Consider the following 24,947-nt stretch of genomic DNA (forward strand, 5'->3'; position numbering starts at 1 on the left):
TCACACGCACCACTTGTTAGAGGCGATGTTGTTGTACCAGGGTGTGGTCTGCAGCTGCTGGATGAAGTGGTCGCGGCTGATGGTCACGCCCGTTCCGGTGTAGCTCTTGCCGGAGAAGATACGGACGTTGCAGTCGTTGCCGTTGTTGTAGACCGAGTGCGCGTTGTTGAACGCGTAGTACTGCAGCAGGTTGGTGTTGTTGGCGTAGACCTGGCCGCGCGTGCCTTCCATCCAGTCGATGGTGTAGGCGCACAGGGCACCGGAGGGGCAGTCCTCCCCGAGGCCGGCCTGTGCGGGGCCGGCGGCGATGCCGGAGGCCACGGTTGCTGCGGCGACGGTCAACGACGCCATGAGCAGACGGAAACGCATATTCAGTTCTCCCCGTTGTTGGGAGTGCGGCGGAACCGCGCTCCCGGTTTCGACCGATGTCGATCATCTGGTCGGCATGGATTCTCGGGGTCTCCCCCGTGGATCGTCAAGGTCTTCGATGTCACAAACTGGACCGAGTGTCAATCCAGGTTGACGATGGCCGACCGTGGTCGACGTCTGTGGGTCAAGGTGGTCAAGGTGGCCGCCGAACTGCGGAGGTTCCTCCGATGACGCTTGCGTAGACTGGCGTTCCGTGAGCCTCACCATCGGAATCGTCGGCCTGCCCAACGTCGGCAAGAGCACCCTGTTCAACGCCCTGACCAAGAACGACGTGCTCGCCGCGAACTACCCGTTCGCGACGATCGAGCCCAACGTCGGCGTGGTCGGCCTGCCCGACGAGCGGCTGAACAAGCTGGCCGAGCTGTTCGGCAGCGAGAAGATCCTGCCCGCGCCGGTGAGCTTCGTCGACATCGCCGGCCTGGTCCGCGGCGCGTCCAAGGGGCAGGGCCGGGGCAACGCGTTCCTGGCCAACATCCGTGACGCGTCCGCGATCTGCCAGGTGGTGCGCGCGTTCTCCGACCCGAACGTGCTGCACGTCGACGGCAAGGTGTCCCCGGCCGACGACATCGAGACGATCAACACCGAGCTGATCCTCGCCGACCTGCAGACGGTCGAGAAGGCGCTGCCCCGCCTGCAGAAAGAGGCGAAGCTCAAGAAGGAGAAGGCGGCCACGGTGGCCGCCGCCGAGGCCGCGTTCAAGCTGCTCAACGACGGCGTCACCCTTTACCAGGGCGCCGGCGCCGCCGGCATCGAGCTGGAGCTGCTGGCCGAGCTGCACCTGCTGACCACAAAGCCTTTCCTGTACGTGTTCAACGTCGACGAGACCGAGCTGGGCAACGAGGCGTTCCTCGATGAGCTGCGTGCCCTGGTCGCCCCGGCCGAGGCCGTCTTCATGGACGCGAAGATCGAGTCCGAGCTGATCGAGCTGGACGAGGCCGACGCTCTGGAGCTGCTCCAGTCGACCGGCCAGTCCGAGCCCGGCCTCAACCGTCTGATCCGGGTCGGTTTCGACACGCTCGGCCTGCAGACCTACCTGACCGCCGGCCCGAAAGAGGCCCGCGCCTGGACGGTTCCGGTCGGCGCCACCGCCCCCGAGGCGGCCGGGGTCATCCACTCCGACTTCCAGCGCGGTTTCATCAAGGCCGAGATCGTCAGCTATGACGACCTGGTCACGGCCGGCTCCATGTCCGCGGCGAAGGCCGCCGGCAAGGTCCGCATGGAGGGCAAGGACTACATCATGAAGGACGGCGACGTCGTCGAATTCAGATTCAACGTCTGATCGTGGCCTGCTGAGGGGCTGTGCCGGGGCCGGTCCCGCGCGGCCTTCTGTGGGCTCGGTCGGTGCTGGTAACACCGTGGTATGGTCGATGGATGGCGCGGACGAAGAAGGTCACGATCACGCTGCCGGTGGAGTTGTTGGAGAGCATGAGGTCGCACACCGACAACGTCTCCGGCTATCTCACCGAGCTGGCTGAGCGGGCTGAGCGGCGTAGGCTCCTCCGTGAGGAACTGGACCACTACCAGGACGAGTTCGGCGCGTTCACCGACATGGAGATGGCCGAGGCTAGGGCGCTCCTGCATGGTGACGAGGAGATCAGGCGCGCGGCGTGAGCCTTGAATCGCTGGTGCTCGACTCGCAGGGTCTGTCCGGGTGGGTCGACCGCGATCGTAAGGTGATGCTGTTGCTCGAGCAGGCCGAGCGCGACGGGGTCGACATCGCGATGTCCGCCGTCACGATCATCGAGGCCTCCCACTCCGGTGTGGACGTCGCGCGGATGAGCTGGCTGTTGTCCCGGATCCGGGTGGAGCCGGTGACGAAGGAGAGCGCCCGGCGCAGTGCGGGGCTTCTGAAATCGGTGGGGCTGCATGGGCACAAGTACGCCATCGATGCGATGGTCGCCGAGGTGGCGCTGCGACTGCCCGGTCCGGTGGCGGTCCTGACTTCTGATGTCGACGACATGGTTAAGCTGTGCGGGCGGCGGGTCCGCGTCATCAGTCTGTAGGCGGCGTTCGCTCTTGGAAGCTGGTTCAATGACTCACCGTGGAGTGGGTTTTCGACGGTGAGATCATCGAGTGGCGTGGGCCGGCGCCCTTCTTCTTCGTCGCCATGTCCGAGGCTGACAGCGCTGAGCTCAAGGAAGAAGCCCGATCGCTCATCTACTGGGGCCAGGTGCCGGTGATGGTCGTGCTCGGGGGCACCGAGTTCCGGACTGCGCTCTTCCCGAAGGACGGCCGGTACCTGGTGCCGCTCAAGGACGCCGTCCGCAAGGCCGAAGGCGTCGGCGAAGGCGACCATGTCACGGTCACCCTGCGCCCGGCCGTCAAATCCTGACATCCGTCAAGGGCGCGGGCGGGATGAGACCGGTAGCGAATTACCAGGGGTCAGCATCCGCTCATAACAGACCGAGAGGTCGGAGCCGATGTAGGCGCCGAAGAGCGGGATCTCGTGGTATCCCTCGCGCTCGTAGAACCGCATCGCGTCCGGCTGGGCCGGGCCGGTCTCCAGTCTGATCGTGGTCCAGCCGTGATCCAGGGCGGCGGTCTCCAGGGCTCGCAGGATGGCGGTGGAGATGCCGCAACCGCGGGCGGCCGGAGCCACATACATGCGCTTGACCTCGGCGGTTGCCGGGTCCAGGCGGCGGAGGGCGCCGCACCCCACCGGGTCGCCGTCGGCGGTCAGCGCGACCAGGAACAGGTCGATGTCGGCTGCCGACGGCGGGGTGCCGGGCTCGTGGTCGGTGGTGCCGTAGCGGGCGTCGAGCTCGGATCGCTGGGCCGCGCGGAGTGCGGCGCCGGCGGGGTCGTCCCAGGGGCGGGGTTCGATGGTCCAGAGCATGGCATCCTCCATTCGGAACGGATGTTACGGTAACAGCTGTTACGAGTGAGGGGGTGCGACGCGTGTCACGTACCGCGGATCGGTCGGCGCAGGGCGAGGCGCTGTCCCGGGCGGTGTGGAGTGTGCTGGCCGGGCAGGGGCTGGAGCGGCTCACCGTGCGGGCCGTCGCGGCGGCCGCGGGGTGTACGACCGGGCTGGTCATGCACCGGTTCCCGAACCGGCAGGCGCTCCTGCTGCACGCCCGGCAACTGCTCCACCAGGTGACCCGGGCCCGGGTCGAGGCGCTGGAGGTGGAGGCGGCGACACCCCGGGCGGCGCTGCGGGCGATCCTGCACCAGGGGATGGCTGTCGACGAGCAGACCCGGCAGGAGGCGATCGTGTGGATGGGCTTTCTGGCCGCGGCGGTCGCCGACGAGGAGCTGATCGCCGAGCACCGGCGCAACAACCGGGCCTGGCGGGAACGGGTCGAGCGACTCACCGCCGCCGCCGCTCCGGAGTGGACGGCCGAGCGGGTGGCGACGGTCGCCCTGGCACTGATCGCGATGACCGAGGGGGTGGCCGCCTATGCCGCCGCCGATCCGGACGCCTTTCCCGCGGCCGACCAGGAACGGATGCTCGATGCCACCCTCACCGCCTACGGGCTCGCCGCCGAGCGCAGATCTTGACTTCTTTTCCACCGGAGGCGGTGGTCGATCGGTCAAGATCGCGGGCGGCGGGCGGCGGGCGGCGGGCGCGGGCGGCGAGTGGCGGGCGGCGGGCGCGGGCGGCGAGTGGCGGGCGGCGGGCGCGGGCGGCGAGTGGCGGGCGGCGGGCGCGGGCGGCGAGTGGCGGGCGGCGGGCGCGGGCAGAGGTGGCCGGCTGGGCGGTGATGGGTGGCGGGTCAGCGGAGCAGTGGGAAGACCGTGCCGGCGATGAGGGCGCCGACCAGGGCTCCGGCGACCACCTGGGCCGGCGTGTGCGCGGTCAGCCGGACCCGGGCCCAGCAACCGAGCAGTACCAGTGGCGCACCGATCAGGGCGATCTCGCCGTAGACGGCGGTCAGCGCGGACACCGTGCCGGCCGCGACGCCGGCGTGGATGGACATCTTCCACCAGTGGGTGACCAGGGCGAACGTGGCCAGTCCGACGCCGCCGGCGGTGAGCAGGGCGAGGACCTCGCGGGGTGCGCCCAGAGCCAGCATCAGGACCAGGCCGGCGATCAGCGACGCGGTGCCGAAGAGCAGCGGGATCCGGCGGTCGGCGCGTTCCGGGATGTGGTGGTTGGTGAGGCGGCCGCGACGTACGCCGTGCAGCACGTAGCCGAGCGGGATGACCGCGGCGAACAGCGCTCCGGGCAGCCCCCACCAGCGGGACACGCCGGGGGTGTCGCCGGCGTGCCAGCCGACGGTGAGCAACAGGACGGCGACCAGGACGGCGGGGGCGAGCACCTCGGAGACGACGATGGCGATCCGGTCGAGGGCGGCCGGCGTCGTGCGGGTGTCGTCGGTGGCAGCGTTCAGCACGGGTAGATCATCGCAATCGCGAGGCCCCGGCCCGGCGGCACGAAACGCGGAGGCTGACGTAATGCGCCAGAAAAACCGGCACGACGAAACGCGCAGGCCAGCCGGAATGCGCCAGATGAACGGTCAAATGGTGCGAAATGCGGAGGAGGCCGGGACGAGGGAGGGCGTGCGGCGGGGAGGGCGTGCGGCGGGGAGGGCGTGCGGCGGGGAGGGGTGCGGCGGGGAGGGGCGCGTCAGTGCTCGGCGGCCATCGCGGCGAACGCGCCGGCCAGACGGCCCAGGTCGATTCCGTCGAGGTGGTCGAAGATGTGCCGGCGGACGCTCGCCAGATGGGTGGGCCATGCCTCCCGGAGCCGCTCCAGCCCTTTCTCGGTGAGGACCGCGTTGGCGCCGCGTGCGTCCTCCTGGCAGCGGATGCGACGCAGGCAGCCGAGCGACTCGAGTTTGGCGGCGAGCCGTGTCATCCCGCTGAGTGACATGTCGCACGCGGTGGCGAGTTCGCTCATCCGCAGGGAGTGGCCGGGTGTCTCGGAGAGGTGGCGCAACACCGCATACTCACTCGCGGACATCCGCTGCTCGCGCATCAGGTCGGCGTCGAGGGCACGCGGCATGACCAGCAGGAACCGGCCGAGGGCGCGCATCACGGCCTCCTCGTCCGGGCTGAGAGGCACAGGCGCGGGCATGCGGTCGATCGTACGGCCGCGGCGCACGTCCGGCGGCTGTCGACTTTGCGCCTCGCCGGGGCAACGCGTGGCGATGGTGTCGGGGCGCGGGAGTCAGCATTTCGGGTGACGGGTGGTGACTTGCCCGCGCGCCGTGGAGAGTGACAATGCTTTGGTGCAAAACCAGACAACTAGTGACTCTTGGCAGCATTTGCTCGAAATGCCACGAAAGTCTTGGTGGGCCCGACTCCCGTTCGGCGTCCGGATGACCGCCGGTGCGTGCGCGATGTTCGTGATCGTCGGTGGTGGTGTGGCCGGCGCCGTGTCCACCATGACCGCTCCGGAGCCGGCCGGCGTCACGGCCCAGGCCATCGACGCCGACCTCGGCGCACCACGGCTGGAGGAGAGCCCGGAGGTGGTCAGCCGGGCCGCGGCCGCCGCCGAGCCGCTGCCCCGCCGGCACGGGGAGACCCCGGTGCCGCCCGCCCCGCCGCCGGTGGCGGAGAAGCCGGCGGCCGAGAAGGCGCAGCGGGCGACGACGACCGATCAGCTGCGCCGGGACCGGGTGGCCGACGACCGCGCCGACCGGACCGGGCCGCGTCCCGCCCGTACCCTCGCTCAGGAACCCGCCCTGCGCCGCGCGGCGGCCGCGCCGGTCGTCACCACCCGGACCGACGTCGAGACCCGGTCCGTCCCGTTCGACACCCGGGTGATCCGGGACCCGTCGATGCTCCGCGGCACCCGTCGCGTCGAGAAGCCGGGTTCGGCCGGCGAGCGCACGCTGCGCTACCTCGTCACGCTGACCGGTGGCAAGCAGACCTCGCGCAGGCTACTGAGCAGCGCGATCACCGACGAACCGCAGGACCGGGTGATCGCGGTCGGCTCGGCACGCCGTCCCGTCCCGGACGTTGACGTTGACGTGGACTGCGAGCAGATCCTCGGTATCTGCCTGCCGTTCGCCCGGACCGCCGCGGTCTGCCCGGCCGAGGGACCCGCCGACCCGGTCGTTCCCGCGCCCGCCGTGGCGGGTGGCTCCGGCGACGTCCTGATCGCCGACGAGGACCTGGACCTGCTGGGCCCGGACGGGATCGCCGGGCTCGAAGCCATGGACGCGACCCGCCTGGAACCCGTCGAACTGTGTTGACGGTCACCGATTGTTGCGCCGGAGCCGTGAGCGGAACACGGTGACGACATGGCGCTGACCGACACCCAGCTGACCGATCTCGCCCACCGGCTGCTGACGGCTCCCGGCGTTGTCGGTGTGGTTCTCGGCGGCAGCCGGGCCAGGGGCACCCACACCGAGGACTCGGACACCGACCTGGGCCTCTACTACCGTTCCCCGCTGGACACCGCGCGGCTCGGTGAGCTGGCGAAAGAGGTTGCGGGGGCGGGTGCCGGAGTGACCGCGACCGGTGGCTGGGGGCCGTGGGTGGACGGCGGCGGCTGGTTGCGGATCGACGGGCATGCCGTCGACTGGATCTACCGGGACACCGATCGGGTGCACCGCTGCTGGGCCGACGCCGAGCAGGGGCGATATGCCTTCCACACGCAGGCCGGCCATCCGCTCGGGGTGCCCGATTTCTCGTACCCCGGCGAATTGGCTCTCGGCCGGATCCTCGCCGATCCGACCGGAGAGCTGGAGCGGCTGCGGCGTCGCGCCCTGATCTTCCCGCGCCCGTTGGCGGAGGCCCTGGTGAGCGGGATGTGGGAGGCCGACTTCCTGATCGGGGTGGCCCGCAAGGCGGTGTCGCGCGGCGACAGCGCCTACGTCGCCGGATGTCTGTTCCGGATCGCCGGGGTGTGCGCGCACGCGCTGCACGGCGCGGCCGGCCGCTGGCTGGTCAACGAGAAGGGCGCGGTGGCCGCGGCCGGATCGCTGCCGGGCGCGCCCGAGCGGTTCAAGCCGCGGATGGACGCGGTGTTCGCCGCCGTCGACGGCGATCCGATGCGGCTGAGCACGGCGATCGACCTGGTCGCCGATCTCGTCCTGGAGACCGCCGACGCGTGCGCGATGATGCTGCGGTGACCGCCGACGTCCCCACCATTCTCGCCACCAGCGCCTTCCTGCGTTCCGGCGGCCGTGGCCCGCTGGACGTGCGGCCGGGCCGGGCCCACTATCTGGCCGCCGAGCTGGCGAACGCCGCGAAGGCGCCGCGTCTCTGCTTCCTCGGCCAGGCCGGCGGCGACGCCGAGGCGCGGATCGGCGCCTACTATGCGGCGTTCGCGGGCACCGTCTTCACCGCCTCGCACCTCCAGCTCTTCCCGATGCCCAACGTCACCGACATCCGGGCGCACCTGCTCGCCCAGGACGTGATCTGGGTGGGCGGTGGCAGCGTCGCGAACCTGTGCGCGGTCTGGCGGGTGCACGGCGTCGACGAGATCCTGCACGAGGCGTGGCAGGCCGGGGTGGTGCTCGGCGGCGTCTCGGCCGGCTCGATCTGCTGGCACGTCGGCGGCAGCACCGACAGTTTCGGCCCCGAGCTGCGCGGATTCACCGACGGGCTGGGGTTCCTGCCGTTCAGCAACGGCGTGCACTACGACGCCGAGGAGCGGCGGCGGCCGCTGATGCACGAGCTGATCGGGTCCGGCATGCTGCCGGACGGCTACGCCACCGACGACGGCGCGGGGCTGATCTTCCGGGGCACGTCACTGTCCGAGGCGGTCGCCGATCATCAAGGGCCGCGGGGGTACGAGCTGAGGCGCGCCCCCGACGGGACGGTGACCGAGACGCCGTTGCCGACCCGCGTCCTGACCTAGGCTTGAGGCGTTGGGACCTCCGGAGTCCCACCGTTCGTGAGTCTTAGGAGAGCCTGATGTCCGACCGGACCGTCAAGGGCGGCGAAGGCGGCAGCTGACGCCTGTGCTGTGGTTTCGCCGCGGTGCCGGTGTCAGTGCAGGGCGACCGTGGCGAGACCCACCAGCACCGCGGACAGCAGCATCGCGACGGCGAAGATGGCGTTGTGCCCGATCAGCAGACGCCGGTGGGGCTGCCCGCCCTCACCTCCGCCCGGGAACGACACGGCATCGAGGTCGTGCCCGAACATCTCGGCCCGGTATCTCCGGGTCATCGGCCGTCGCAGGTGGGTCAGCACCGGGGATCGCCTCCGGGGGGTTGAGGATCGATTCTGGTGGAACTCCCGGTAGCATGCTGCGGTCCGGAAACCGTGGGCAAGAGGGCACCGCGAAAAAACAGTCGAGGGTGGGCCGGTCTGGCATGGCCGCTCCACTGATCGGACAGGGGATATCGGGCGATCAGCCGTCCCCAAGCGATGCCATTCACTCTTTATGAGGATTTGTCGGTAACGATGGTTTCGTCATCATTGGGACGATGCCGGAGACTCCGACGATCTCTCACACCCTGTTCAGGGGCACCCTGAACGTCTCGGTCGTGCTCATCGGCCTGGCGTCGGGCATCGCACAGCTCACCGGGCTGCCGATCCGCCTCGCCCAGTGGGCGCTCACCGCGGTCTTCCTCGCCTGCCTGCTCTACTTCGTGGTCCGCCTGTGGCAGGTCGCCTTCGTCGTCAAGATCCGTGAGCTGAAGGCCGACCTGCAGGACTCCACCCGCCTGCTCACCCTGCAACAGGCCGGGCACCAGCACTACCTCGACGCCATCCAGCGGATCAGCGACCGGGAGAAGCCGCTCTACTCGGAGATCCTCGAAGTGCTCGTCACGATCGGCACCGACGACGACAGCGACCGGATCGTGGAGAAGCGGATCACCACCCCGGAGCCGTTGGTCACCAACCGCACCATGCGGCCGATCGTGCCGACCGGCACGGACCGGCTCACCCGGCTCGACGAGATCGCGTTCAAGACGCTGCGCCCGGCCGGGGGCAGCATCACCGCGCTGCCGCTGGAGCAGAGCCGGCTGTTGCGGGTCTGGCTGATCTTCGAGCCGGCGATCACCGCACCCACCGAGTGGCAGGTCGAGTACCGTCCCCGCGGACTCTGGGGCCCGCTGCGTGAACGCGGCTGGGACCAGCTGGTCTGGGAGGACCGGTTACCGATCGCGAGTGGCAGCTCGGCGGCGTTCACCCTCCAGGTCACCTTCAGCTTCCCGGAGAGCGATCAGCCACCGAGCGTCAAGGAGCGGCAGGGGTACGGGCGGTTCAGCGAACCCGAACGCGATCCCCGCGGCCGTTGGGAGGTGGTGTGGCGGGACGAGAAACCCGCCGGCCGCCGGTACGTATGGGATCTCACGCAGGCGGTCGGCGGGCGCTGAGAAGGAGTGTCAGGACGCCTGGCTGAGGATCAGGTTGTGCACGTGGTGGGCCTTGTCCGAGCCACGGAACTCGATCTCGTACGTGGCCGTGCCGACCGCGATGGCGATCGTGCCGGAGGAGAAGAACTGGCCGGCCCAGCTCTTGTTGCTCACCACGCTGACGCTGCTGACCCGCGAGTAGGGGATGCTGGTGATCGCGAACCGCTTCCCGACATAGGACTGGTCCTGGATGATGATCCGCCGGTTGGTGAGGCCGATGAAGCCGGTCCCGGCGCCGATCGCGTCGTAGACCGCGATGATCTGCTCGCCCTCCAGAAGACCGTCCTGGATCTGCTCGAGCTGACCCTTGTCGTCGTAAACCACGTCAGTCATGCGGCGCAGCGTAGTCCGGCCGGATCATGGCCTCTCGACCACGGTGCGATAGAAGTCCTCGATCCGGGCCGCCAGCGTGACCTCACCGTCGGTGATGGTCGCACCGTCCTGGGAGCCCAGACAGATCTGTGTGTGACCGTTGATTCGCCGGATGGTTGGTCGTATGTGAAGAGTGTCCGCCGCCACCTTGATACGTTCGGTCAAGGCGGCGTGCTGACTGTCGTCACACGCCAGATCGCGGCGCAACCGGTCGCCGTCACGGGTCCAGCCGCTCAGCAGAGCCAAGGCGTCGCTGAGATAATCCGAGCCGGTGTCCCGGCGTCTTCTCGCCCGCACTCCCGCACCCCCTTAGGCTTCGTTGCCGGCTTGTGGCCGAACTGTCGCCGGATCGTCATGGTCGGTGTCCCACAGTTTCGTCCGTCCGGCCACCCGTGTCCACGCCCACATATCCGTGTTTGCGTGACGATCAGGGCACCACCGGGCAACCTGAACGATGAAGTTTCGTGAGATCTTGGATCGCATGCGGCCCGAACAATACGTCAAGCCGGCGCCATCACCCAGGGTGATCGTCGCGGCTGTGATCATCACCGCGGGGCGGGTGCTCGCCTGCGAGCGCAGCTCACCGCCGGAAGCGGCCGGGCGCTGGGAATTCCCCGGTGGCAAGGTCGAGCCGGGAGAGACCGATCAGCAGGCGCTCGCCCGTGAGTGCGCCGAGGAACTGGGCGTGCGCGTCGAGGTCGGCGCCCGGGTCGGCCCGGACGTGCCACTGGCCCACGGCCGTGCCGTGCTCCGGGTCTACGCCGTCGAACTGCTCGGCGGCGACATCCCGGAGGCGCTGGAGCACCGCTCCATGCGCTGGCTGACCGTGGACCAGCTGGACAGTGTCCCGTGGCTGCCCGCCGACGTGCCGATCGTCGCCGAGCTGCCACCACTGCTTCGTTCTTGAGGATCAGCTGTACTGCTTGCGCAGCTCCCGCTTCAGCACCTTCATGCTCGGGCCGAGCGGCAGCGACTCGGTGAACCGCACCTGACGCGGGTACTTGTGCTTGCCCAGCCGCTCCTTCGACCACTCGATCAGCTCGTCCTCGGCCAGACCCTGGTCCTCGAGCACCACGACGGCGCAGATCTCCTCGCCGAGCGTCTCGTCGGCCACCCCGATCACCGCGACCTGCTGGATCGACGGGTGCCGGGCCAGGACCTCCTCCACCTCGCGCGGGTAGACGTTGAAGCCGCCGCGGATGATCAGGTCCTTGGTCCGGTCGACGATGCTGATGAAGCCCTGCTCGTCACGGACACCGAGGTCGCCGGTCCGGAACCAGCCGTCGACCAGGGCTTCGGCGGTCGCCTCCGGCCGGTTGAGGTAACCGGCGAAGACGTTGTGCCCGCGGATCACGATCTCCCCGAGCTCGCCGTCGGGCAGGAACTCGATGCGCTCCGGGACCTCCGGGCGGGCGATCTCCACCTCGACACCCCAGATCGGGTGCCCGACCGTGCCGGGCTTCGCTCCGAACGAGGGCTGGTTGGTGGTCGCCGTGGGTGAGGTCTCGCTCAGGCCGTACCCCTCCCAGATGGTCGAACCGAAAGCCGCCGCGAACTTCTCCAGGACCGCCACCGGAAGTGACGCACCGCCGGAGACGCACAGCTTCAGCTGTGGCAGGCGGTCGGCCTTGGCCGCCGCCTCCAGGAGTCCGATGTACATGGTCGGCACGCCGTGGAAGATCGTGACGTTCTCCCGGATCATCAGCTCGATCGCGGCCTCGCCGGTGAACCGCGGCAGCAGCACGAGCGTCCCGCCGAGCCGGAACGTCGCGTTCATCCCGACCGTCTGGCCGAACGTGTGGAACAGCGGCAGGCAGCCCATCACCACGTCGTCGCCGGTCAGCGGGTGCACGTCGAAGACGTTGACAGCCGCGTTCATCACCAGGTTGAGGTGCGTCAGCAGGGCGCCCTTCGGCTTGCCGGTCGTGCCGCTGGTGTAGAGGATCACCGCGACGTCCTCCGCCTCGACCGTCGCATAGGTCCGGATCGGCTCCAGCCCGGCCGAGATCTGGTCCAGGCGCGGTGGGTACTGCGGCAGGTCGGCCGGCAGCGGGCCGACGTTGGCCAGTGGGGTGCCCGTCGCGGCTGCCGCCGCCGCACCGACCTGGAGGAACGCCGAGTGCGTGACCAGCAGCTTCGCGCCGCTGTCGGCCAGCACGTAACCGACCTCCTCGGCGTTGAGCAGCAGCGACACCGGCACGATCCGGGCGCCGACCGACAGCGCGGCGTAGTAGACCCGGGGGAAGTCGGCCACGTTCGGGATCATCACGGCCACCGTGTCGCCGCGGCCGATACCCAATTCCGTCAAACCTGCTGCGTACGACCGGGTCTGCGCCCACAGTTCGCGATAGGGAATCCGGCCGCCGGCCTCATCGACGATCGCTACCTTCTCGGGGTATCGGCGTGCGGCCTCGGCCAGAACGGTGGCGAGGGAAAGCGTCGTCATGCTGATCTCCCTTAGTGATGTACGTCGCAGCTGTGCTTAAACTAGCGGCGTAAGTTTTTACACGTCCAGTGTTGATTTCGTCTTTCTTCAGGAGTTCCCCTATGGCCCGCCCCCGGCAAGCCCTCCTCACCCGGGAGCGCATCGTCGAGGCGGCCGCCGCGCTCATCGACGCGGAAGGGATCGACTCGTGCTCGATGCGGCGCCTCGCCACCGAGCTGGGTGTGCAGGGGCCGTCGCTCTACAACCACTTCGCCACCAAGGCGGAGATCGTCGACGCGGTCGCCGAAGCCGTCGTCGCGCAGGTCGACATCTCCGTCTTCCGGGGCAACGACTGGCGCGAGGCGCTACGGCTGTGGGCGAAGTCGTACCACGCCGTGCTCGCCGCACACCCGAACATCGTCCCGGTACTGGCCACCGGCCCCGGTCGCCGACCGGCCGGGCTGGCCATGGCCGAGGCCGTCTACGGCGCGCTGATCGAAGCCGGCTGGTCCCGGGCCCGGGCCACCCACATCGGCGCGCTGATGCGATACCTGATCACCGGCTCCGCGCTCGGGTCGTTCGCCCTCGGCTTCGAGGCCGACCCGGAGCTGTACGACCGCTTTCCACACCTGCACCGGGCCCACGAACTCGCCGCGCATCGCGACGCCGTCGACGAGGGCGCGTTCGAGCTCGGGCTCGACCTGCTGATCAACAGCCTTTCCGACCGTTACGACCAGGGGGTACGCCGATGACGTCGGTCTTCCGTGATGAGCACTGGATCGGCGGCGCCTACGTGCCGGCCGCCTCCGCAGAGCGCATCGGAGTCGAGAACCCGTACACCGAGGAGGTGTTCGGGCATGTGCCGGCCGGCACGGCCGAGGACGTCGACCTCGCCGTCTCCGCCGCCCGGGCAGCCTTCGACGGCTGGGCCTTCGGCCTGACGCCGGCCGAGCGCGGTGCGGCACTGAGCCGGCTGCACCGGGCACTGACCGCCCGCGCCGACGAGGTCGCCCGGATCGTCGGCCTCGAACTGGGCACCCCGCTCAAGATCGCCAAGGCGGTTCAGGCCGGACTGCCCCTCACCGTCCTGGCGGGGTATGCGGAACTCGCGACCCACCCGGCGCAGGAGGAGACGATCGGCAACTCGCTCGTCGTCCACGAGCCGATCGGCGTGGTCGGCGCGATCACCCCGTGGAACTACCCGCTGCACCAGGTCGTCGCGAAGGTCGGCGCGGCACTGGCGGCCGGCTGCACGGTGGTCCTCAAACCGAGCGAGCTGACGCCGCTCACCGCCTATCTGCTGGCCGACGCGTTCGCCGAGGCCGACCTGCCGCCCGGCGTGTTCAACCTGGTCGCCGGCACCGGACCGGCCGTCGGCTCGGCCATCGCCGGCCACCCCGGCATCGACATGGTGTCGTTCACCGGCTCCACCCGGACCGGCGCCGCGATCAGCCACGCCGCCGCCGACCGGATCGCCAAGGTGTCGCTCGAACTCGGCGGCAAGTCCGCCAACGTCATCCTCGACGACGCCGACGTGGTCAAGGCGGTCAAGGTCGGCGTCGGCAACGCGTTCCTCAACAGCGGCCAGACGTGTACGGCGTGGACGCGCATGCTCGTCCACCGCGGCCACTACGACGAGGCCGTCGAACTGGCCGCCAAGACCGCCGCCGGGTACACCGCCGGCGACCCGTTCGACCCGGCCACCCGCGTCGGGCCGCTCGCCTCGGCCGCCCAGAGGGACCGGGTCCGCGGCTTCATCGAGCGCGCCACCGCCCGGCTCGTCGCCGGTGGCCTCGACGCTCCCGTCCCCGGCCAGGGCCACTTCGTCGCGCCGACCGTGTTCGCCGACGTCGACCCGGACAGCGAGATCGCCCAGGAGGAGATCTTCGGGCCGGTGCTGTCGATCATCCCGTTCGGTGACGACGACGAGGCCGTCGCGATCGCCAACAACTCGAAGTACGGCCTGGCCGGCGCGGTCTGGGGCTCCGACGAGCGGGCGCTGGCCGTGGCCCGGCGGCTGCGCACCGGCGCGGTCGACGTCAACGGCGGCTCGTTCAACCCGTTCGCCCCGTTCGGCGGCTACAAGCAGTCCGGTATCGGTCGTGAGCTCGGCGCCTACGGGCTGACCGAGTTCCAGCAGGTGAAGGCGATCCAGCGATGACCGTTTACATGACCGGGCTGGTCGTCCGGGACGCCGGCGTGCCCGCTTCTCTCGCCGAGCTCCGGCTTCCCGAGATCGGGCCCGGCCAGGTGCGGGTCAAGGTCCGCGCGGCCGGGGTCTGCCACTCCGACCTGTCCATGGTGAACGGCACGCTCCGGCCGCCGCACCCGCTGGTCCTCGGTCACGAGGCGGCCGGCGAGGTGGTCGAGATCGGCGAGCACGTCACCCGCACGTCCGTCGGCGACCACGTGGTGCTGAACTGGCAGCCGGCCTGCCGTAACTGCTGGTTCTGCGACCACGGCGAACCGTGGCTGTGCAGCACCTCGCACGGGGTCGCGGCCCTGTCCAACGGCATCACCCTGGACGGTGACCCGGTCCACGTGACTCTCGGTGTGGGGGCGTTCGCCGAACAGGTCGTGGTTCCGGAGAACGCGGTCATCCCGGTCCCCCGGGAACTCGGGTTCGATCTCGCCGCCCTGCTCGGCTGCGCCGTCCTCACCGGGACCGGTGCGGTCCGCAACACCGCCCGGGTGGCGCCCGGCGAATCGGTCGTGGTCATCGGCCTCGGCGGGGTGGGCCTGTCGGTCGTCACCGCCGCCCGGGCCGCCGGCGCGGCACAGGTCATCGCGGTGGACGTCACCGAGGCCAAGAAAGGGCTGGCCGAGGCGGCCGGGGCCACCGACTTCGTGGTCTCGTCGGACAACCTCTCCAAAGACATCCGGGCCCGCACCGGCCGGCTCGGCGCCGACCACGCCATCGAGTGTGTGGGCCGGGCCTCGACGATCCGGGCCGCGTGGCGGGCCACCCGGTCGGGCGGGCAGGTCACCGTGGTCGGGATGGGCGCCGCTGACGACATGGTGCAGCTCAGTGCGCTGGACATCTTCTCGTCGGCGCGGATCCTGCGGGCCTCGGTGTACGGGCAGGCCGACACCGACCTGGAGGTTCCGGCCCTGGCCCGGGACGTCCTCGACGGCAAGCTCGACCTGGGCCACCTGATCACCGACCGCATCACACTGGCGGAGGTGCCGGCCGCCTTCGACCGCATGACCCGAGGCGAGGGCGCCCGCTCGGTGGCCCTCCTCTGACGGGCTCTCGGCATGACAGGTCCCCGATCGGGCAGTTCCGCCCGATCGGGGAACCGTCGGTCTAGCGGGCTCCGGCCGGGCTGATCAGGGCCGTGACCACGCGGGCGAGTGCCGCGCGGGCGCTCTCCACCGGCAGTCCCATGGCGTCACGCCACGTGGCCCAGGTCGGCCACAGGCTGGCCGCGGTCAGCGCGTTGAGCAGCTCCTCGTCACTGCCGATCTCGGTCGGGAAGGTGGTGGTGAGCTCCTCCCGTACCCGCGAGGTGTGCAGTTTGCGGTAACGCTGCAAACCGGACGAGAACGGCTCCTTCAGCGCCGAGGCCCGCGCCGCGGGCCCGATCTCCTCCAGCAGACGGGCCCGCTGATGGCAGAACGCCTCGATCCGCTCGGCCAGCGGCAGATCCGCCGGGATCGGCCGGTACGACGCGTCGCGCTGCTCCAGGACCCGCTGGCCGCTGGCCGCCATCAGCGCTTCCATGTCGGCGAAGTGGCTCCACAGGGCGCGCAGTGACACCCCGGCCAGCTTGGCCACCCGATCGGCGGTGGGACGCATGTCCCCCTCGCCGATCAGCTGGAGGTGCGCGTCGATGATCGCGTTGCGGGTCCGTTCGGACCGCGCGGTGCGACCGTCGACGCGCGTGGGTGGGTTGGTCACGAATTACTCCGGTAACGCTTGAGCTCACGATGGGCCAGGGACCGCTTGTGCACCTCGTCGGGCCCGTCGGCGAGTCGCAGCATACGGGCGCTGGCGAACAGCCCGGCGAGCGGGAAGTCCTGCCCGAGCCCGGCCGCGCCGTGCGTCTGGATGGCCTTGTCGACGATCCACTCCACGGTGGACGGCACCACGATCTTGATGGACTGGATCTCGGTGTGCGCGCCCTTGTTGCCGACCGTGTCCATCAGCCAGGCGGCCTTGAGGACCAGGAGGCGGGCCTGCTCGATCCGGACCCGGGACTCGGCGATCCAGTCCTGGATGACGCCCTGCTCGGCCAGCGGCTTGCCGAACGGCGTCCGGACCAGCGCCCGCGTGCACATCAACTCCAGCGCGCGCTCGGCCATGCCGATCAACCGCATGCAGTGGTGGATCCGGCCGGGCCCGAGACGCGCCTGGGAGATCGCGAAACCGCCGCCCTCCTCGCCGATCAGGTTGGTGGCCGGGACCCGTACGTCCTCGAAGATGACCTCGGCGTGGCCACCGTGGTCACCGTCGGTGTAGCCGAGCACCGTCATGCCCCGCTTGACCGTCACGCCCGGGGTGTCCCGCGGCACCAGGATCTGGCTCTGCTGCAGGTGCCGGGGCGCGTTGACGTCAGTCTTGCCCATCACGATGAAGATCTTGCAGTTCGGGTTCATCGCGCCGGTGATGTAGAACTTGTGCCCGTTCACGACGTAGTCGTCGCCGTCGCGGTCGATCCGGGTGCCGATGTTGGTGGCGTCGGAGGAGGCCACCTGGGGCTCGGTCATCGCGAAGGCGGACCGGATCTCACCGGCCAGCAGCGGCTCGAGCCACCGCTGTTTCTGCTCGTCGGTCCCGAAGTCGGCCAGGACCTCCATGTTGCCGGTGTCCGGAGCGGCACAGTTCAGCGCGGGCGGGGCGACCGCCGGGCTGCGGCCGGTGATCTCGGCGAGCGGCGCGTACTGCAGGTTGGTGAGGCCGGCGCCGTGGTCGCCGGGGAGGAAGAGATTCCACAGGCCGGCCTCCTTGGCAGCGGCCTTCAGCCCTTCCAGCGCCGCCGGCGGTTCCCAGCCGTCGCTGTGGAACGTGGCCTCCGCGGGATAGACGTGCTCGTCCATGAAGGCGAGCAGCCGCTTGCGGTAGTCCTCGGTCTTCGCGTCGTACTCGAAGTCCATCAGTGTCCTTCCAGCGCTCGGTGGCCCTGCTCGACCAGGGCGGGAACCATGGCCCCCACGGTGTCGAAACCAGGACCGACCGTCTGACCCTTGGTGTAACGGAAGTGCACGCCCTCGAGGATGACGGCGAGCTTGAACGCGGCGAAACCGACGTACCAGTGCAGGTCGCTGACGTCGCGCTTGCTGCGCTCGGCGTAGCGGGCGGCGATCTCGTCGAGCGTGGGGTGCCCGGGGATGTCGATCGGCGCGAACGGCCTCCCGTCACGCTCCAGCAGCGGCCGGCCGGCGTAGATCTGCATCAGGGCCAGGTCACTGAGCGGGTCGCCCAGTGTGGACATCTCCCAGTCCAGCACCGCGTTGACCGTCAGCTCGTCACTGACCAGCACGTTGTCCAGCCGGAAGTCGCCGTGCACGACAGCGCCGGGGCCGCCGGCCGGGATGTCGGTGGCCAGCCGGGCGTGCAGCTCGTCGATGCCGGACAACTCCCGGCTGCGGGACGCGTCGAGCTGCTGTTTCCACCGGCGGACCTGCCGGGCGTTGAAGCCCTCCGGCTTGCCGAAGTCACCGAGCCCGATCGCCGCCGGGTCCAGTGAGTGCAGGTCGGCGAGGGTGTCGACCAGGGTGAACGTCAGCGCCCGGAAGTCGATCTTCTCGATCAGCGCGGCGTCCCGGTAGATCGTCCCGTCGACGTGCTCCATCAGGTAGAACGGCGCCCCGATGACCTCGGTGTCGGTGCAGAGCCGCACCGGTCTCGGCACCGGGAACCCGGCCTGGGAGAGCGCGTCGAGGACCTTGTGCTCGCGCACCATGTCGTGCGCGGTCGGCAGCACGTGCCCCAGCGGCGGCCGGCGCAGGACCCAGCGGTGGGTGCCGTCGGTGAGCGCATAGGTCAGGTTCGATTTACCGCCCGCGAACATCGTCCCGGAAAGCGGCGGGCTGCCCAGATAGGCCTGGAGTTTCTCCAGGTCAAGGCCCTTCACTTCGACTCGAATCCGCGCTGGAGTTTGTTCATGCCCCCCAGCCAACGGTCCGGATCGCTCGCGCGCAAGCGGTAGTAGCCCTCGACCTCAGGATGCGGGAGGATCAGGAACCCGCCGTCCTCCAGCGAGCCGGCGACCAGGTCGGCCACCGCCTCCGGCGCCAGCGCGCCCTCGGCTAGCAGCGACGCCGCGCCACTGCCGCGATCGTTGCCGCGGGTCAGCATGTCGGTGCGGACACCCTGCGGGCAGAGTGCCTGCACGATCAGACCCCGATGGGCATACGTGGCACGCAACCACTCCGCGTAGGCCAGCGCCGCGTGCTTCGTCACCGAGTAGGTGGCGCTCCCCAGCAGGGTCAGCAGACCGGCCGCGCTCACCGTGATCAGCAGCCGTTTCGGTTCCCCGCTGTCCAGCCAGCGCGGCAGCAGGGCCCGGCTCACGTAGACATGCGACATCACGTTGACCCCGAAGTCACGCTGCCACTGGGCGTCGGGTGTCGTCTCGTCCCCGGCCGACAGCACCCCGGCGTTCGAGCAGAACAGGTCGATCCCGCCCAGCTCACTCCAGGCCGTGTCGATCAGGTGCCGTACGTCCTCCTCGCGGGCGGCGTCGCCCGGAACCGCGATCCCGCCGATCTCGCCGGCGACCACCCGGGCCGCCTCCGCGTTCAGGTCGTTGACCACCACCTCGGCGCCGTCGGCGGCGAACCGGCGGGCCAGCGCCGCCCCGATCCCGCCACCGGCGCCGGTGACCACCACGCGTTTGGGGCTCACTGGACGGCCCCGGTGAGGGTGAGGCCACCGTCGATCACGATGGTCTGCCCGGTGATCCAGGAGGCGTCCGGCGAGCAGAGGAACGCCACGGTGCCGGCCACGTCATCGGTGTTACCGAGCCGTTGGAGCGGATACGTGGCCGCCACCTCCGCCTCCCGCCCCTCGTAGAGGGCGGAGGCGAACCGCGTCTTCACGACCGCGGGCGCGACCGCGTTGACCCGGATCTTCGGGGCCAGTTCGACCGCGAGCTCCTCGGTGAGGTGGATGAGGGCGGCTTTGGTGGTGCCGTAGAAGGCGATCCCGGGTGCGGGGCGCACCCCGGAGACCGAGGAGATGTTGACGACCGAGCCGCCGCTGTCGGCCAGGCCGCCCCGCAGCGCCTCCTGGATCCAGCCCAGCGTGCCGATCAGGTTGACCTCGGCCATCTTGCGGGCCGCGTTGAGGTCGAGGGTGGCCAGCGGCCCGTACGCCGGGTTGATCCCGATGTTGTTGATCAACGTGGTGACCGGACCGAACTTCTCCGCCACGGCGTCGATCACGGCGGTCCGGTGCGCCGGGTCGTCACCCTTGCCGGCCACGCCGATCGCCACCTCGGGGCCGCCGAGCTCCTTCACGGCGGCCTCGAGAGCATCGGCGTCACGGCCGGTGACGGCGACTCGCGCCCCCTGGGTGATGAGGCGTTGCGCGATGGCGAACCCGATTCCCCGGCTTGCTCCGGTCACGATTGCTACCTGGTCGGCCATCGCTCAACCTCCTGAGTCGTGTTTTTGCAGTCTTTGTGCAGATATTACGCGGTGGGCACGCCACTCTGCGGCGGAGTCACGGCCTGTCCCTGGTACGCCGTGACCGGCCCCTCCGCGTCGTCGGTGGTGTACGGCGTACCGAAGAACACCGCCTTACCTCCCTCGACCTTGGTGAGCTGAGCTCCGCCGTACCCCGAGTGGTCCGTGGCCGAGAACCGCAGCGGAACCAGGCCGGGGCCCTGGAAACCGTTCTTCGTGACGGCTTCGAGCAGCTTGTCGCGGGTCACGTCCTTGCCGGCGGCCTGGAGCGCCTGCACGAACAGATATCCGACCGACATGCCGTACACGATGTTGTTGTCGAACTCGGCGTTGCCGTTGTGCTCCGCGTTGACCTTCTTGAACAGCTGGATCCACGGGTTCGCGTCGTCGGTGTTCAGCGGCAGGTAGTTGGTCGCCACCACGCCTTCGAGCAGCGGAGCCCCGGCCCCGAGCGCCTTGCCGACGGTGGTCGGGTCGGCGCCGACGTTACTGACCACGAACTGCGGTTTGAACGCAATCTTCGCAGCGGTTCCGATCGACAGGGCAGTGAAACCGGGCACAGTCGCGAGTACCACGACCTCGCAGCCGGCGGCCTTGAGCGCACCCATCTGCGGCCCGACGTTCGGATTGCTGGTCACGTAGCTCTCCTTGGCCGCGACCGCACCGAGGACCTTCTCCACGCCGGCCAGGCTGTCCCGGCCGAAGTCGTCGTCCTGACCGAGGAAGCAGGTCTTCTTCCCGGCCAGGTTCTCCTTGATGTACGTGCCGAGAATCTTGCCCTCGACCGTGTAGTCCGGGTTGAAGCCGAACGTCCCCGGATACTTGTCGGCCTGGTTCCAGCTGCGGCTGCCACTGGCCACGAAGAGGTCGGGCACCCGGTTGGTCTTGAGGAAGTCGAGCACGCCGGTGTGCGTGGGAGTGCCGAGACCGTTGAGGACCGCGAAGACCTTGTCCTGCAGCACCAGCTCGCGCACCACGGTCTGGGTGTTCGCCGGGTTGTAACCGTCGTCCTTGATCTTGTAGGTGATCTTGCGGCCGTGCACACCGCCGTTCGCGTTGACGTAGTCGAAGTACGCCTTGGTGGCCGGCGCGATCTTCGAGTAGCCGCCCGCGGCCGGACCGGTCAGCGGCATGTGCGTGCCGACCACGATCTCCGTGTCGGTCACCCCTGGCACGTTCGCGCTGCCCGAGTTGTTGCCGCCCCCGCCGTCGTTCGTGCAGCCGGCGGTCGCCAGCAGCACGACGGACAGGGCCGCCGTCGCAATGCGTTTCATCGGTTCCTCCTGATCAGGCGTGAAATTCGGGATGGGATTGACGCGAGGCCGCCGGGGGCGGCGAGCATGACGACGACGAGCACGACACCGAAGACGATCAGCGCGAGGTTGCCCTCCAGCCGCTGCGAACCGGTCTGCTCACCGACGGATTGGGCCAGCGTGGGCAGCACCACCAGCAGCAACGCGCCCCACAGCGCACCGAAGAGGCTCCCCAGCCCGCCGATCACGATCGCCATCAGCAGGAAGAGGGAGAGCGTCAAGGGAAAGGCGCCCGGCGACACGCTCTGCGCGAGGTAGGCGAACAGGGCGCCGGCGACGCCGGCGCAGGCCGCACTCACGACGAAAGCCAGCACCTGGGTACGCGCGATGTTGATCCCGGCCAGCTTGGCGGCGGTCTCGTCGTCCCGCACCGCACGCAGGTCCCGCCCGAACCGGCCACGCACCAGCAGCGCCAGCAGCAGCACCACGACCAGCGCCGCCGCCCAGCACAGCCAGGCCTGCCACTGCTCCATCGGGTACTGCTCCGGTGGCGGGTTCAGGTACACCGAGAGGCCCTGATCGCTGTTGAACGTCTCGTCGAACGTGCTCGTCACCGACGGGACCACGATCGCGACGGCGAGTGTCAGGCCGGCCAGGTAGGGACCGCGCAGCCGGGCCGCGGCCAGCCCGATCACCGCCCCCACCGCCGTGGTGACCAGCACCGCGAGTGCGAAGCTGACCGGCAGGTTCTCCCACCTGTTCTGTGCCAGCGCCAGCGTGTAGGCGCCGGTCGCCATCAGCGCGCCGTGCCCCAGCGACAGCTGTCCGTTGAGTCCGGTAAGGACGGTCAGGCCCGCGGTCACGCAGAAGTAGGCACCGACCGTGGCCAGCTGATAGTTCCGGAACGGTGGCAGCACGTAGGTCAGCGCGACCACCAGGACGGCGCCGGCCGCGATCACGAACACCGGATGCACCCGCCGGCGGCGCCTCGCTCCGGGGCGTGCCGTCGTCGTCGCCTCCGGCCGGGCCTCGATCGCGGTCATGCCACCCTCGCCTTCGAGCTGGAGAACAGTCCGCCCGGCTTACCGAGCAGAACCACGACGAGCAGGGCGAGAACCGCCATCGGCGCGACCGTGACGTCGATGTATCCGCTGACGTACGACAGGAGGACACCGACGATCAGCCCACCCACGACGGCGCCGATCGGGCTGTCCAGTCCACCCACGACTGCGGCCGCGAACGCGGACACGAACACCACGTCCATCGCCGTCGGGTGTACGCCCAGCTCGGTGGGGACGACCAGGATCGCGGCGAGCGAACCGACAGCCGCCGCCAGTGCCCAGCCGAGGGTCAACATGCCGCCCACCGAGACGCCGAGCAGCCTCGACACGTCCGGGGCGAAGGCCGCCGCGCGCATCCGGAGCCCGACGGCCGTACGCGTGAAGAGCAGCGTGAGTGCGACGACTACGGTGCCCACCGCGCCGAAGACGAACAGGTCGTACCGGGACAGCATCGCCACCCCGCCGACCTCGAACGCGTCCCGGCTGAACGGCGTCGCGAACGGCAGGAACTCGTTGCCGTAGACGATGCCCAGCGTGCCCTGGATGATCAGGACCAGCCCGAGCGCGACCACCACCCCGTTGAGTGGTGACGAGTGGTCCACGAACCGCATCACCACCCGCTCGACGGTGACGCCCAGCGCCAGCCCGGCGAGAAGTGCCGCCGCGAACCCGAGCCAGTACGACCCGGTGGCGTTCGTGACCGAGTACGCCACGTAGACCGTGGACACCGCCATCGCGCCCTGCGCGAAGTTGACGATCCGGGCGGCCCGCCAGATCAGCACCAGGGCCAGCGCGAACGCGGCGTAGACCAGTCCGCGGCTGAGCCCGTCGAACGTGAGATAAACGAACTCGCTCATGTCAGAACCCCAGATACGCGTGACGGAGGTCGGCGTCGTCACGGAGCGCCGACGCCTTGTTGCGCACCACCACCCGGCCCAGCGACAGCACCACGCCCTCGTCGGCGATGGAGAGTGCGCTACGCACGTTCTGCTCGACCAGCAGAACCGCCAGCCCGGTGCGTTCCCGCAGGTCACGTAGCAGGGTCATGATGTGGCGGGTCACTTTCGGGGCGAGGCCCAGGGACGGCTCGTCCAGCAGCAGCAGCCGTGGCCGCCCGATCAGCGCCCGGCCCAGCGCGAGCATCTGCCGCTCCCCGCCGGACAGTTGATGGCCGGCGAAGGTCCGGCGCTGCGCCAGCGACGGGAACAGGTCGTAGACCTCGTCGAGTGCGGCCTTCGCGTCCGCCCGGTCACGCCGCCACAGGCCACCGAGCCGCAGGTTCTCGTCGACGGTGAGCTCGGTGACCACGCCCCGGCCCTCCGGGACGTGCGCGATGCCGCGCCGCACGAGATGCTCCACTCTGGTGCCGGCCAGGTCGTCGCCGTCCAGCAGGACCCGGCCCTGGCCGCAGCGGACCAGGCCGGACAGGGTACGCAGGAGGGTCGTCTTGCCCGCTCCGTTCGCCCCGAGCACGGCGACGATCTCACCCGGCCGGACGGTGAGGTCCACATCGTGCAGGACGGGTGCCGCGCCGTAGCCGGCGGTGAGCCCTTCGACCTGCAACAACGCGCCGCTCATCGGCTCTCTCCCGCCGACTCCGGGGTATGGGTGATCATCGGCGCTCCTTCCTTCGGGGCCGCTCATGGAGATTTTTCGGGTATGCCGCGGAGAGCCGGGAGGTGACCGGCTTTCCGGATATGCGAAGTCAGAGGCCGGTCCGGCCCCTGGCGATATGGGTGTTACCGAGATCAGTGCTGAGAGTGGTGCCGGGAAACCGGTGCTGCGGACCCTGCCGGGACTGGATCAGGCCGCCGCGCCGAGGTAGGCCTCGGTGACCTTGGGATTCGCGCTGATCTCCGCCGGAGAACCGAGCGCGATCGGCTTACCGAAGTCGAGGACCAGGATCTCGTCGCAGACCGACATCACCAGGTCCATATGGTGCTCGACCAGCAGCACGGTGGTGCCGGTCTCCTTGATCAGTGCGCCGAGCCAGGCGATCTCGTCGGCATCCAGGCCACCGGCCGGCTCGTCGAGCATCAGCACCCGTGGCTTCGCCACCAGGGCGCGGGCCAGCTCGATGCGTTTGCGGATCGCATAGGGCAGTGCCCCCGGATAGGCATCGGCATAGCGCGCGACGCCGCACCGCTCCAGGGCGGCGAGCGCCTCAGGCTCCGCGTGCCGATGGCGGGCGCCGACCATCACGTTCTCCAGCACGGTCATGCCGGCGAACTGGCCGACCCCCTGCAGTGTCCGGGCGATGCCCAGGCGGCTCAGGTGGTGTGGGCGGGGCCGCCAGGGGTGCCCGTCCAGCGTCAGCGACCCGGAGGTGGGCTGAACGAAACCGCTGATGACGTTGAAAAGGGTGGTCTTGCCCGCCCCATTGGGCCCGATGACGCCGACGATCTGGCCCGGCGCCACGCGCAAGGACACCTTCTCGAGGGCGGTCAGGCCGCCGAAGCGGACCGTGATGTCGTGGAGCGCAAGCTCCTTGAACTGGGGATATGTTGACATG

31 protein-coding genes are annotated in these 24,947 nt (G+C 69.7%); 13 read left to right on the forward strand and 18 right to left on the reverse strand.

The genetic code is table 11. The features are described from left to right. The gene (locus tag ACFO0C_RS21420) at positions 1–369 is read right to left on the reverse strand and encodes a peptidase inhibitor family I36 protein (RefSeq protein WP_378068413.1); all 369 of its coding nucleotides are present in this window, start codon (positions 367–369) and stop codon (positions 1–3) included. Between the two features lie 253 nt (positions 370–622). Between ACFO0C_RS21420 and ychF the strand changes: the two genes are divergently transcribed. From ychF to ACFO0C_RS21440, 4 genes are all read left to right on the forward strand, one after another. Then, the gene (gene ychF, locus ACFO0C_RS21425) at positions 623–1,708 is read left to right on the forward strand and encodes a redox-regulated ATPase YchF (RefSeq protein ID WP_378068414.1); all 1,086 of its coding nucleotides are present in this window, start codon (positions 623–625) and stop codon (positions 1,706–1,708) included. 92 nt (positions 1,709–1,800) lie between these two features. Further along, the gene (locus ACFO0C_RS21430) at positions 1,801–2,040 is read left to right on the forward strand and encodes a hypothetical protein (RefSeq protein WP_378068415.1); all 240 of its coding nucleotides are present in this window, start codon (positions 1,801–1,803) and stop codon (positions 2,038–2,040) included. Next, the gene (locus ACFO0C_RS21435) at positions 2,037–2,432 is read left to right on the forward strand and encodes a hypothetical protein (protein WP_378068416.1); all 396 of its coding nucleotides are present in this window, start codon (positions 2,037–2,039) and stop codon (positions 2,430–2,432) included. The genes ACFO0C_RS21430 and ACFO0C_RS21435 overlap by 4 nt, the downstream gene beginning before the upstream one ends. Positions 2,433–2,470: 38 nt before the next feature. After that, positions 2,471–2,761, forward strand: a complete 291-nt coding sequence (locus ACFO0C_RS21440; RefSeq protein ID WP_378068417.1) for a DUF1905 domain-containing protein — start codon at positions 2,471–2,473, stop codon at positions 2,759–2,761. Positions 2,762–2,767: 6 nt separating this feature from the next. Here ACFO0C_RS21440 and ACFO0C_RS21445 read toward each other — a convergent pair whose 3' ends face one another. Then, positions 2,768–3,265, reverse strand: coding sequence for a GNAT family N-acetyltransferase (locus ACFO0C_RS21445; RefSeq protein ID WP_378068418.1), 498 nt, complete (start codon positions 3,263–3,265; stop codon positions 2,768–2,770). A gap of 62 nt (positions 3,266–3,327) precedes the next feature. Here ACFO0C_RS21445 and ACFO0C_RS21450 point away from each other — a divergent pair, with 62 nt between their 5' ends. Continuing rightward, positions 3,328–3,930 carry a TetR family transcriptional regulator C-terminal domain-containing protein gene (locus ACFO0C_RS21450; RefSeq protein ID WP_378068419.1) on the forward strand — a complete coding sequence of 201 codons (603 nt, stop codon included), beginning with the start codon at positions 3,328–3,330 and terminating at the stop codon, positions 3,928–3,930. Between the two features lie 215 nt (positions 3,931–4,145). Here the strand turns inward: ACFO0C_RS21450 and ACFO0C_RS21455 are convergent, their stop codons facing one another. Then, positions 4,146–4,766 (reverse strand): phosphoesterase PA-phosphatase, encoded by a 621-nt coding sequence (locus ACFO0C_RS21455; protein ID WP_378068420.1) that lies wholly within the window; start codon positions 4,764–4,766, stop codon positions 4,146–4,148. 233 nt (positions 4,767–4,999) lie between these two features. After that, positions 5,000–5,449, reverse strand: a complete 450-nt coding sequence (locus tag ACFO0C_RS21460; RefSeq protein WP_378068421.1) for a MarR family winged helix-turn-helix transcriptional regulator — start codon at positions 5,447–5,449, stop codon at positions 5,000–5,002. A 199-nt stretch (positions 5,450–5,648) separates the two neighbouring features. Here ACFO0C_RS21460 and ACFO0C_RS21465 point away from each other — a divergent pair, with 199 nt between their 5' ends. The 3 genes from ACFO0C_RS21465 to ACFO0C_RS21475 are packed head-to-tail and all read left to right on the forward strand — an operon-like array spanning position 5,649 to position 8,185. After that, the gene (locus tag ACFO0C_RS21465; protein ID WP_378068422.1) at positions 5,649–6,572 is read left to right on the forward strand and encodes a G5 domain-containing protein; all 924 of its coding nucleotides are present in this window, start codon (positions 5,649–5,651) and stop codon (positions 6,570–6,572) included. Positions 6,573–6,620: 48 nt separating this feature from the next. Then, positions 6,621–7,454, forward strand: a complete 834-nt coding sequence (locus tag ACFO0C_RS21470) for a nucleotidyltransferase domain-containing protein (RefSeq protein ID WP_378068423.1) — start codon at positions 6,621–6,623, stop codon at positions 7,452–7,454. Further along, complete coding sequence (locus ACFO0C_RS21475; RefSeq protein WP_378068424.1) at positions 7,451–8,185, forward strand: Type 1 glutamine amidotransferase-like domain-containing protein; 735 nt, start codon at positions 7,451–7,453, stop codon at positions 8,183–8,185. Before ACFO0C_RS21470 ends, ACFO0C_RS21475 begins: the two co-directional genes overlap by 4 nt. Before the next feature lie 131 nt (positions 8,186–8,316). Here ACFO0C_RS21475 and ACFO0C_RS21480 read toward each other — a convergent pair whose 3' ends face one another. Next, positions 8,317–8,496 carry a hypothetical protein gene (locus tag ACFO0C_RS21480; RefSeq protein WP_378068425.1) on the reverse strand — a complete coding sequence of 60 codons (180 nt, stop codon included), beginning with the start codon at positions 8,494–8,496 and terminating at the stop codon, positions 8,317–8,319. Positions 8,497–8,756: 260 nt separating this feature from the next. Here ACFO0C_RS21480 and ACFO0C_RS21485 point away from each other — a divergent pair, with 260 nt between their 5' ends. After that, positions 8,757–9,653: a hypothetical protein gene (locus ACFO0C_RS21485; RefSeq protein ID WP_378068426.1), complete on the forward strand. Its 897-nt coding sequence runs from the start codon at positions 8,757–8,759 to the stop codon at positions 9,651–9,653. Between the two features lie 9 nt (positions 9,654–9,662). Here ACFO0C_RS21485 and ACFO0C_RS21490 read toward each other — a convergent pair whose 3' ends face one another. Both ACFO0C_RS21490 and ACFO0C_RS21495 read right to left on the reverse strand, forming a co-directional pair. Beyond that, complete coding sequence (locus ACFO0C_RS21490; RefSeq protein ID WP_378068427.1) at positions 9,663–10,025, reverse strand: PH domain-containing protein; 363 nt, start codon at positions 10,023–10,025, stop codon at positions 9,663–9,665. 24 nt (positions 10,026–10,049) lie between these two features. Continuing rightward, positions 10,050–10,361: a 4a-hydroxytetrahydrobiopterin dehydratase gene (locus ACFO0C_RS21495; RefSeq protein WP_378068428.1), complete on the reverse strand. Its 312-nt coding sequence runs from the start codon at positions 10,359–10,361 to the stop codon at positions 10,050–10,052. A 184-nt stretch (positions 10,362–10,545) separates the two neighbouring features. Here ACFO0C_RS21495 and ACFO0C_RS21500 point away from each other — a divergent pair, with 184 nt between their 5' ends. Next, positions 10,546–10,971: a (deoxy)nucleoside triphosphate pyrophosphohydrolase gene (locus ACFO0C_RS21500; RefSeq protein WP_378068429.1), complete on the forward strand. Its 426-nt coding sequence runs from the start codon at positions 10,546–10,548 to the stop codon at positions 10,969–10,971. Between the two features lie 3 nt (positions 10,972–10,974). Here the strand turns inward: ACFO0C_RS21500 and ACFO0C_RS21505 are convergent, their stop codons facing one another. Continuing rightward, positions 10,975–12,510, reverse strand: a complete 1,536-nt coding sequence (locus tag ACFO0C_RS21505; protein WP_378068430.1) for a long-chain-fatty-acid--CoA ligase — start codon at positions 12,508–12,510, stop codon at positions 10,975–10,977. Positions 12,511–12,611: 101 nt separating this feature from the next. On the opposite strand from ACFO0C_RS21505, the gene ACFO0C_RS21510 reads away from it, so the two are divergent. The 3 genes from ACFO0C_RS21510 to ACFO0C_RS21520 are packed head-to-tail and all read left to right on the forward strand — an operon-like array spanning position 12,612 to position 15,735. Next, a complete protein-coding gene (locus ACFO0C_RS21510) occupies positions 12,612–13,241 on the forward strand; it encodes a TetR/AcrR family transcriptional regulator (RefSeq protein WP_378068431.1) in 630 nt (209 codons plus the stop codon). Further along, a complete protein-coding gene (locus ACFO0C_RS21515) occupies positions 13,238–14,650 on the forward strand; it encodes an aldehyde dehydrogenase family protein (RefSeq protein ID WP_378068432.1) in 1,413 nt (470 codons plus the stop codon). The genes ACFO0C_RS21510 and ACFO0C_RS21515 overlap by 4 nt, the downstream gene beginning before the upstream one ends. Next, the gene (locus ACFO0C_RS21520; RefSeq protein WP_378068433.1) at positions 14,647–15,735 is read left to right on the forward strand and encodes an alcohol dehydrogenase catalytic domain-containing protein; all 1,089 of its coding nucleotides are present in this window, start codon (positions 14,647–14,649) and stop codon (positions 15,733–15,735) included. The genes ACFO0C_RS21515 and ACFO0C_RS21520 overlap by 4 nt, the downstream gene beginning before the upstream one ends. Positions 15,736–15,796: 61 nt before the next feature. On the opposite strand, the gene ACFO0C_RS21525 is transcribed toward ACFO0C_RS21520, so the two are convergent. The 10 genes from ACFO0C_RS21525 to ACFO0C_RS21570 form a co-directional block, all read right to left on the reverse strand. Further along, positions 15,797–16,390 carry a TetR/AcrR family transcriptional regulator gene (locus tag ACFO0C_RS21525; protein WP_378068434.1) on the reverse strand — a complete coding sequence of 198 codons (594 nt, stop codon included), beginning with the start codon at positions 16,388–16,390 and terminating at the stop codon, positions 15,797–15,799. Then, on the reverse strand, positions 16,387–17,586 hold the full coding sequence (locus ACFO0C_RS21530) for an acyl-CoA dehydrogenase family protein (protein ID WP_378068435.1): 1,200 nt from the start codon (positions 17,584–17,586) through the stop codon (positions 16,387–16,389). The genes ACFO0C_RS21525 and ACFO0C_RS21530 overlap by 4 nt, the downstream gene beginning before the upstream one ends. After that, positions 17,586–18,566, reverse strand: coding sequence for a phosphotransferase family protein (locus ACFO0C_RS21535; protein WP_378068436.1), 981 nt, complete (start codon positions 18,564–18,566; stop codon positions 17,586–17,588). The genes ACFO0C_RS21530 and ACFO0C_RS21535 overlap by 1 nt, the downstream gene beginning before the upstream one ends. Next, positions 18,563–19,339, reverse strand: a complete 777-nt coding sequence (locus ACFO0C_RS21540; protein ID WP_378068437.1) for an SDR family oxidoreductase — start codon at positions 19,337–19,339, stop codon at positions 18,563–18,565. Before ACFO0C_RS21540 ends, ACFO0C_RS21535 begins: the two co-directional genes overlap by 4 nt. Further along, positions 19,336–20,082 (reverse strand): SDR family oxidoreductase, encoded by a 747-nt coding sequence (locus ACFO0C_RS21545; protein WP_378068438.1) that lies wholly within the window; start codon positions 20,080–20,082, stop codon positions 19,336–19,338. Before ACFO0C_RS21545 ends, ACFO0C_RS21540 begins: the two co-directional genes overlap by 4 nt. Positions 20,083–20,126: 44 nt before the next feature. Then, positions 20,127–21,395 carry an ABC transporter substrate-binding protein gene (locus tag ACFO0C_RS21550; RefSeq protein WP_378068439.1) on the reverse strand — a complete coding sequence of 423 codons (1,269 nt, stop codon included), beginning with the start codon at positions 21,393–21,395 and terminating at the stop codon, positions 20,127–20,129. Further along, positions 21,392–22,417, reverse strand: coding sequence for a branched-chain amino acid ABC transporter permease (locus ACFO0C_RS21555; protein WP_378068440.1), 1,026 nt, complete (start codon positions 22,415–22,417; stop codon positions 21,392–21,394). Before ACFO0C_RS21555 ends, ACFO0C_RS21550 begins: the two co-directional genes overlap by 4 nt. Continuing rightward, entirely contained in the window at positions 22,414–23,292 is an 879-nt protein-coding gene (locus ACFO0C_RS21560) for a branched-chain amino acid ABC transporter permease (protein ID WP_378068441.1), read from the reverse strand. Before ACFO0C_RS21560 ends, ACFO0C_RS21555 begins: the two co-directional genes overlap by 4 nt. Before the next feature lies 1 nt (position 23,293). After that, positions 23,294–24,013 (reverse strand): ABC transporter ATP-binding protein, encoded by a 720-nt coding sequence (locus ACFO0C_RS21565; protein WP_378068442.1) that lies wholly within the window; start codon positions 24,011–24,013, stop codon positions 23,294–23,296. A 225-nt stretch (positions 24,014–24,238) separates the two neighbouring features. After that, positions 24,239–24,946 (reverse strand): ABC transporter ATP-binding protein, encoded by a 708-nt coding sequence (locus ACFO0C_RS21570; protein WP_378068443.1) that lies wholly within the window; start codon positions 24,944–24,946, stop codon positions 24,239–24,241. Between the last annotated feature and the right edge of the window lies 1 nt (position 24,947).

It is taken from the genome of Actinoplanes subglobosus (assembly GCF_042650585.1).
Lineage (GTDB): Bacteria > Actinomycetota > Actinomycetes > Mycobacteriales > Micromonosporaceae > Actinoplanes > Actinoplanes subglobosus.

Excerpts from the sequence above, each read along its gene's own strand:
- ACFO0C_RS21445 (WP_378068418.1), bottom strand. The coding sequence starts at position 3,265 with ATGCTCTGGACCATCGAACCCCGCCCCTGGGACGACCCCGCCGGCGCC.
- ACFO0C_RS21550 (WP_378068439.1), bottom strand. The coding sequence starts at position 21,395 with ATGAAACGCATTGCGACGGCGGCCCTGTCCGTCGTGCTGCTGGCGACC.
- ACFO0C_RS21530 (WP_378068435.1), bottom strand. The coding sequence starts at position 17,586 with ATGGACTTCGAGTACGACGCGAAGACCGAGGACTACCGCAAGCGGCTG.
- ACFO0C_RS21430 (WP_378068415.1), top strand. The coding sequence starts at position 1,801 with ATGGCGCGGACGAAGAAGGTCACGATCACGCTGCCGGTGGAGTTGTTG.
- ACFO0C_RS21565 (WP_378068442.1), bottom strand. The coding sequence starts at position 24,013 with ATGAGCGGCGCGTTGTTGCAGGTCGAAGGGCTCACCGCCGGCTACGGC.
- ACFO0C_RS21505 (WP_378068430.1), bottom strand. The coding sequence starts at position 12,510 with ATGACGACGCTTTCCCTCGCCACCGTTCTGGCCGAGGCCGCACGCCGA.
- ACFO0C_RS21520 (WP_378068433.1), top strand. The coding sequence starts at position 14,647 with ATGACCGTTTACATGACCGGGCTGGTCGTCCGGGACGCCGGCGTGCCC.
- ACFO0C_RS21570 (WP_378068443.1), bottom strand. The coding sequence starts at position 24,946 with ATGTCAACATATCCCCAGTTCAAGGAGCTTGCGCTCCACGACATCACG.
- ACFO0C_RS21545 (WP_378068438.1), bottom strand. The coding sequence starts at position 20,082 with ATGGCCGACCAGGTAGCAATCGTGACCGGAGCAAGCCGGGGAATCGGG.
- ACFO0C_RS21560 (WP_378068441.1), bottom strand. The coding sequence starts at position 23,292 with ATGAGCGAGTTCGTTTATCTCACGTTCGACGGGCTCAGCCGCGGACTG.
- ACFO0C_RS21485 (WP_378068426.1), top strand. The coding sequence starts at position 8,757 with ATGCCGGAGACTCCGACGATCTCTCACACCCTGTTCAGGGGCACCCTG.
- ACFO0C_RS21480 (WP_378068425.1), bottom strand. The coding sequence starts at position 8,496 with ATGACCCGGAGATACCGGGCCGAGATGTTCGGGCACGACCTCGATGCC.
- ACFO0C_RS21515 (WP_378068432.1), top strand. The coding sequence starts at position 13,238 with ATGACGTCGGTCTTCCGTGATGAGCACTGGATCGGCGGCGCCTACGTG.
- ACFO0C_RS21500 (WP_378068429.1), top strand. The coding sequence starts at position 10,546 with ATGCGGCCCGAACAATACGTCAAGCCGGCGCCATCACCCAGGGTGATC.
- ACFO0C_RS21490 (WP_378068427.1), bottom strand. The coding sequence starts at position 10,025 with ATGACTGACGTGGTTTACGACGACAAGGGTCAGCTCGAGCAGATCCAG.
- ACFO0C_RS21555 (WP_378068440.1), bottom strand. The coding sequence starts at position 22,417 with ATGACCGCGATCGAGGCCCGGCCGGAGGCGACGACGACGGCACGCCCC.
- ACFO0C_RS21470 (WP_378068423.1), top strand. The coding sequence starts at position 6,621 with ATGGCGCTGACCGACACCCAGCTGACCGATCTCGCCCACCGGCTGCTG.
- ACFO0C_RS21465 (WP_378068422.1), top strand. The coding sequence starts at position 5,649 with ATGCCACGAAAGTCTTGGTGGGCCCGACTCCCGTTCGGCGTCCGGATG.
- ACFO0C_RS21420 (WP_378068413.1), bottom strand. The coding sequence starts at position 369 with ATGCGTTTCCGTCTGCTCATGGCGTCGTTGACCGTCGCCGCAGCAACC.
- ACFO0C_RS21460 (WP_378068421.1), bottom strand. The coding sequence starts at position 5,449 with ATGCCCGCGCCTGTGCCTCTCAGCCCGGACGAGGAGGCCGTGATGCGC.
- ACFO0C_RS21510 (WP_378068431.1), top strand. The coding sequence starts at position 12,612 with ATGGCCCGCCCCCGGCAAGCCCTCCTCACCCGGGAGCGCATCGTCGAG.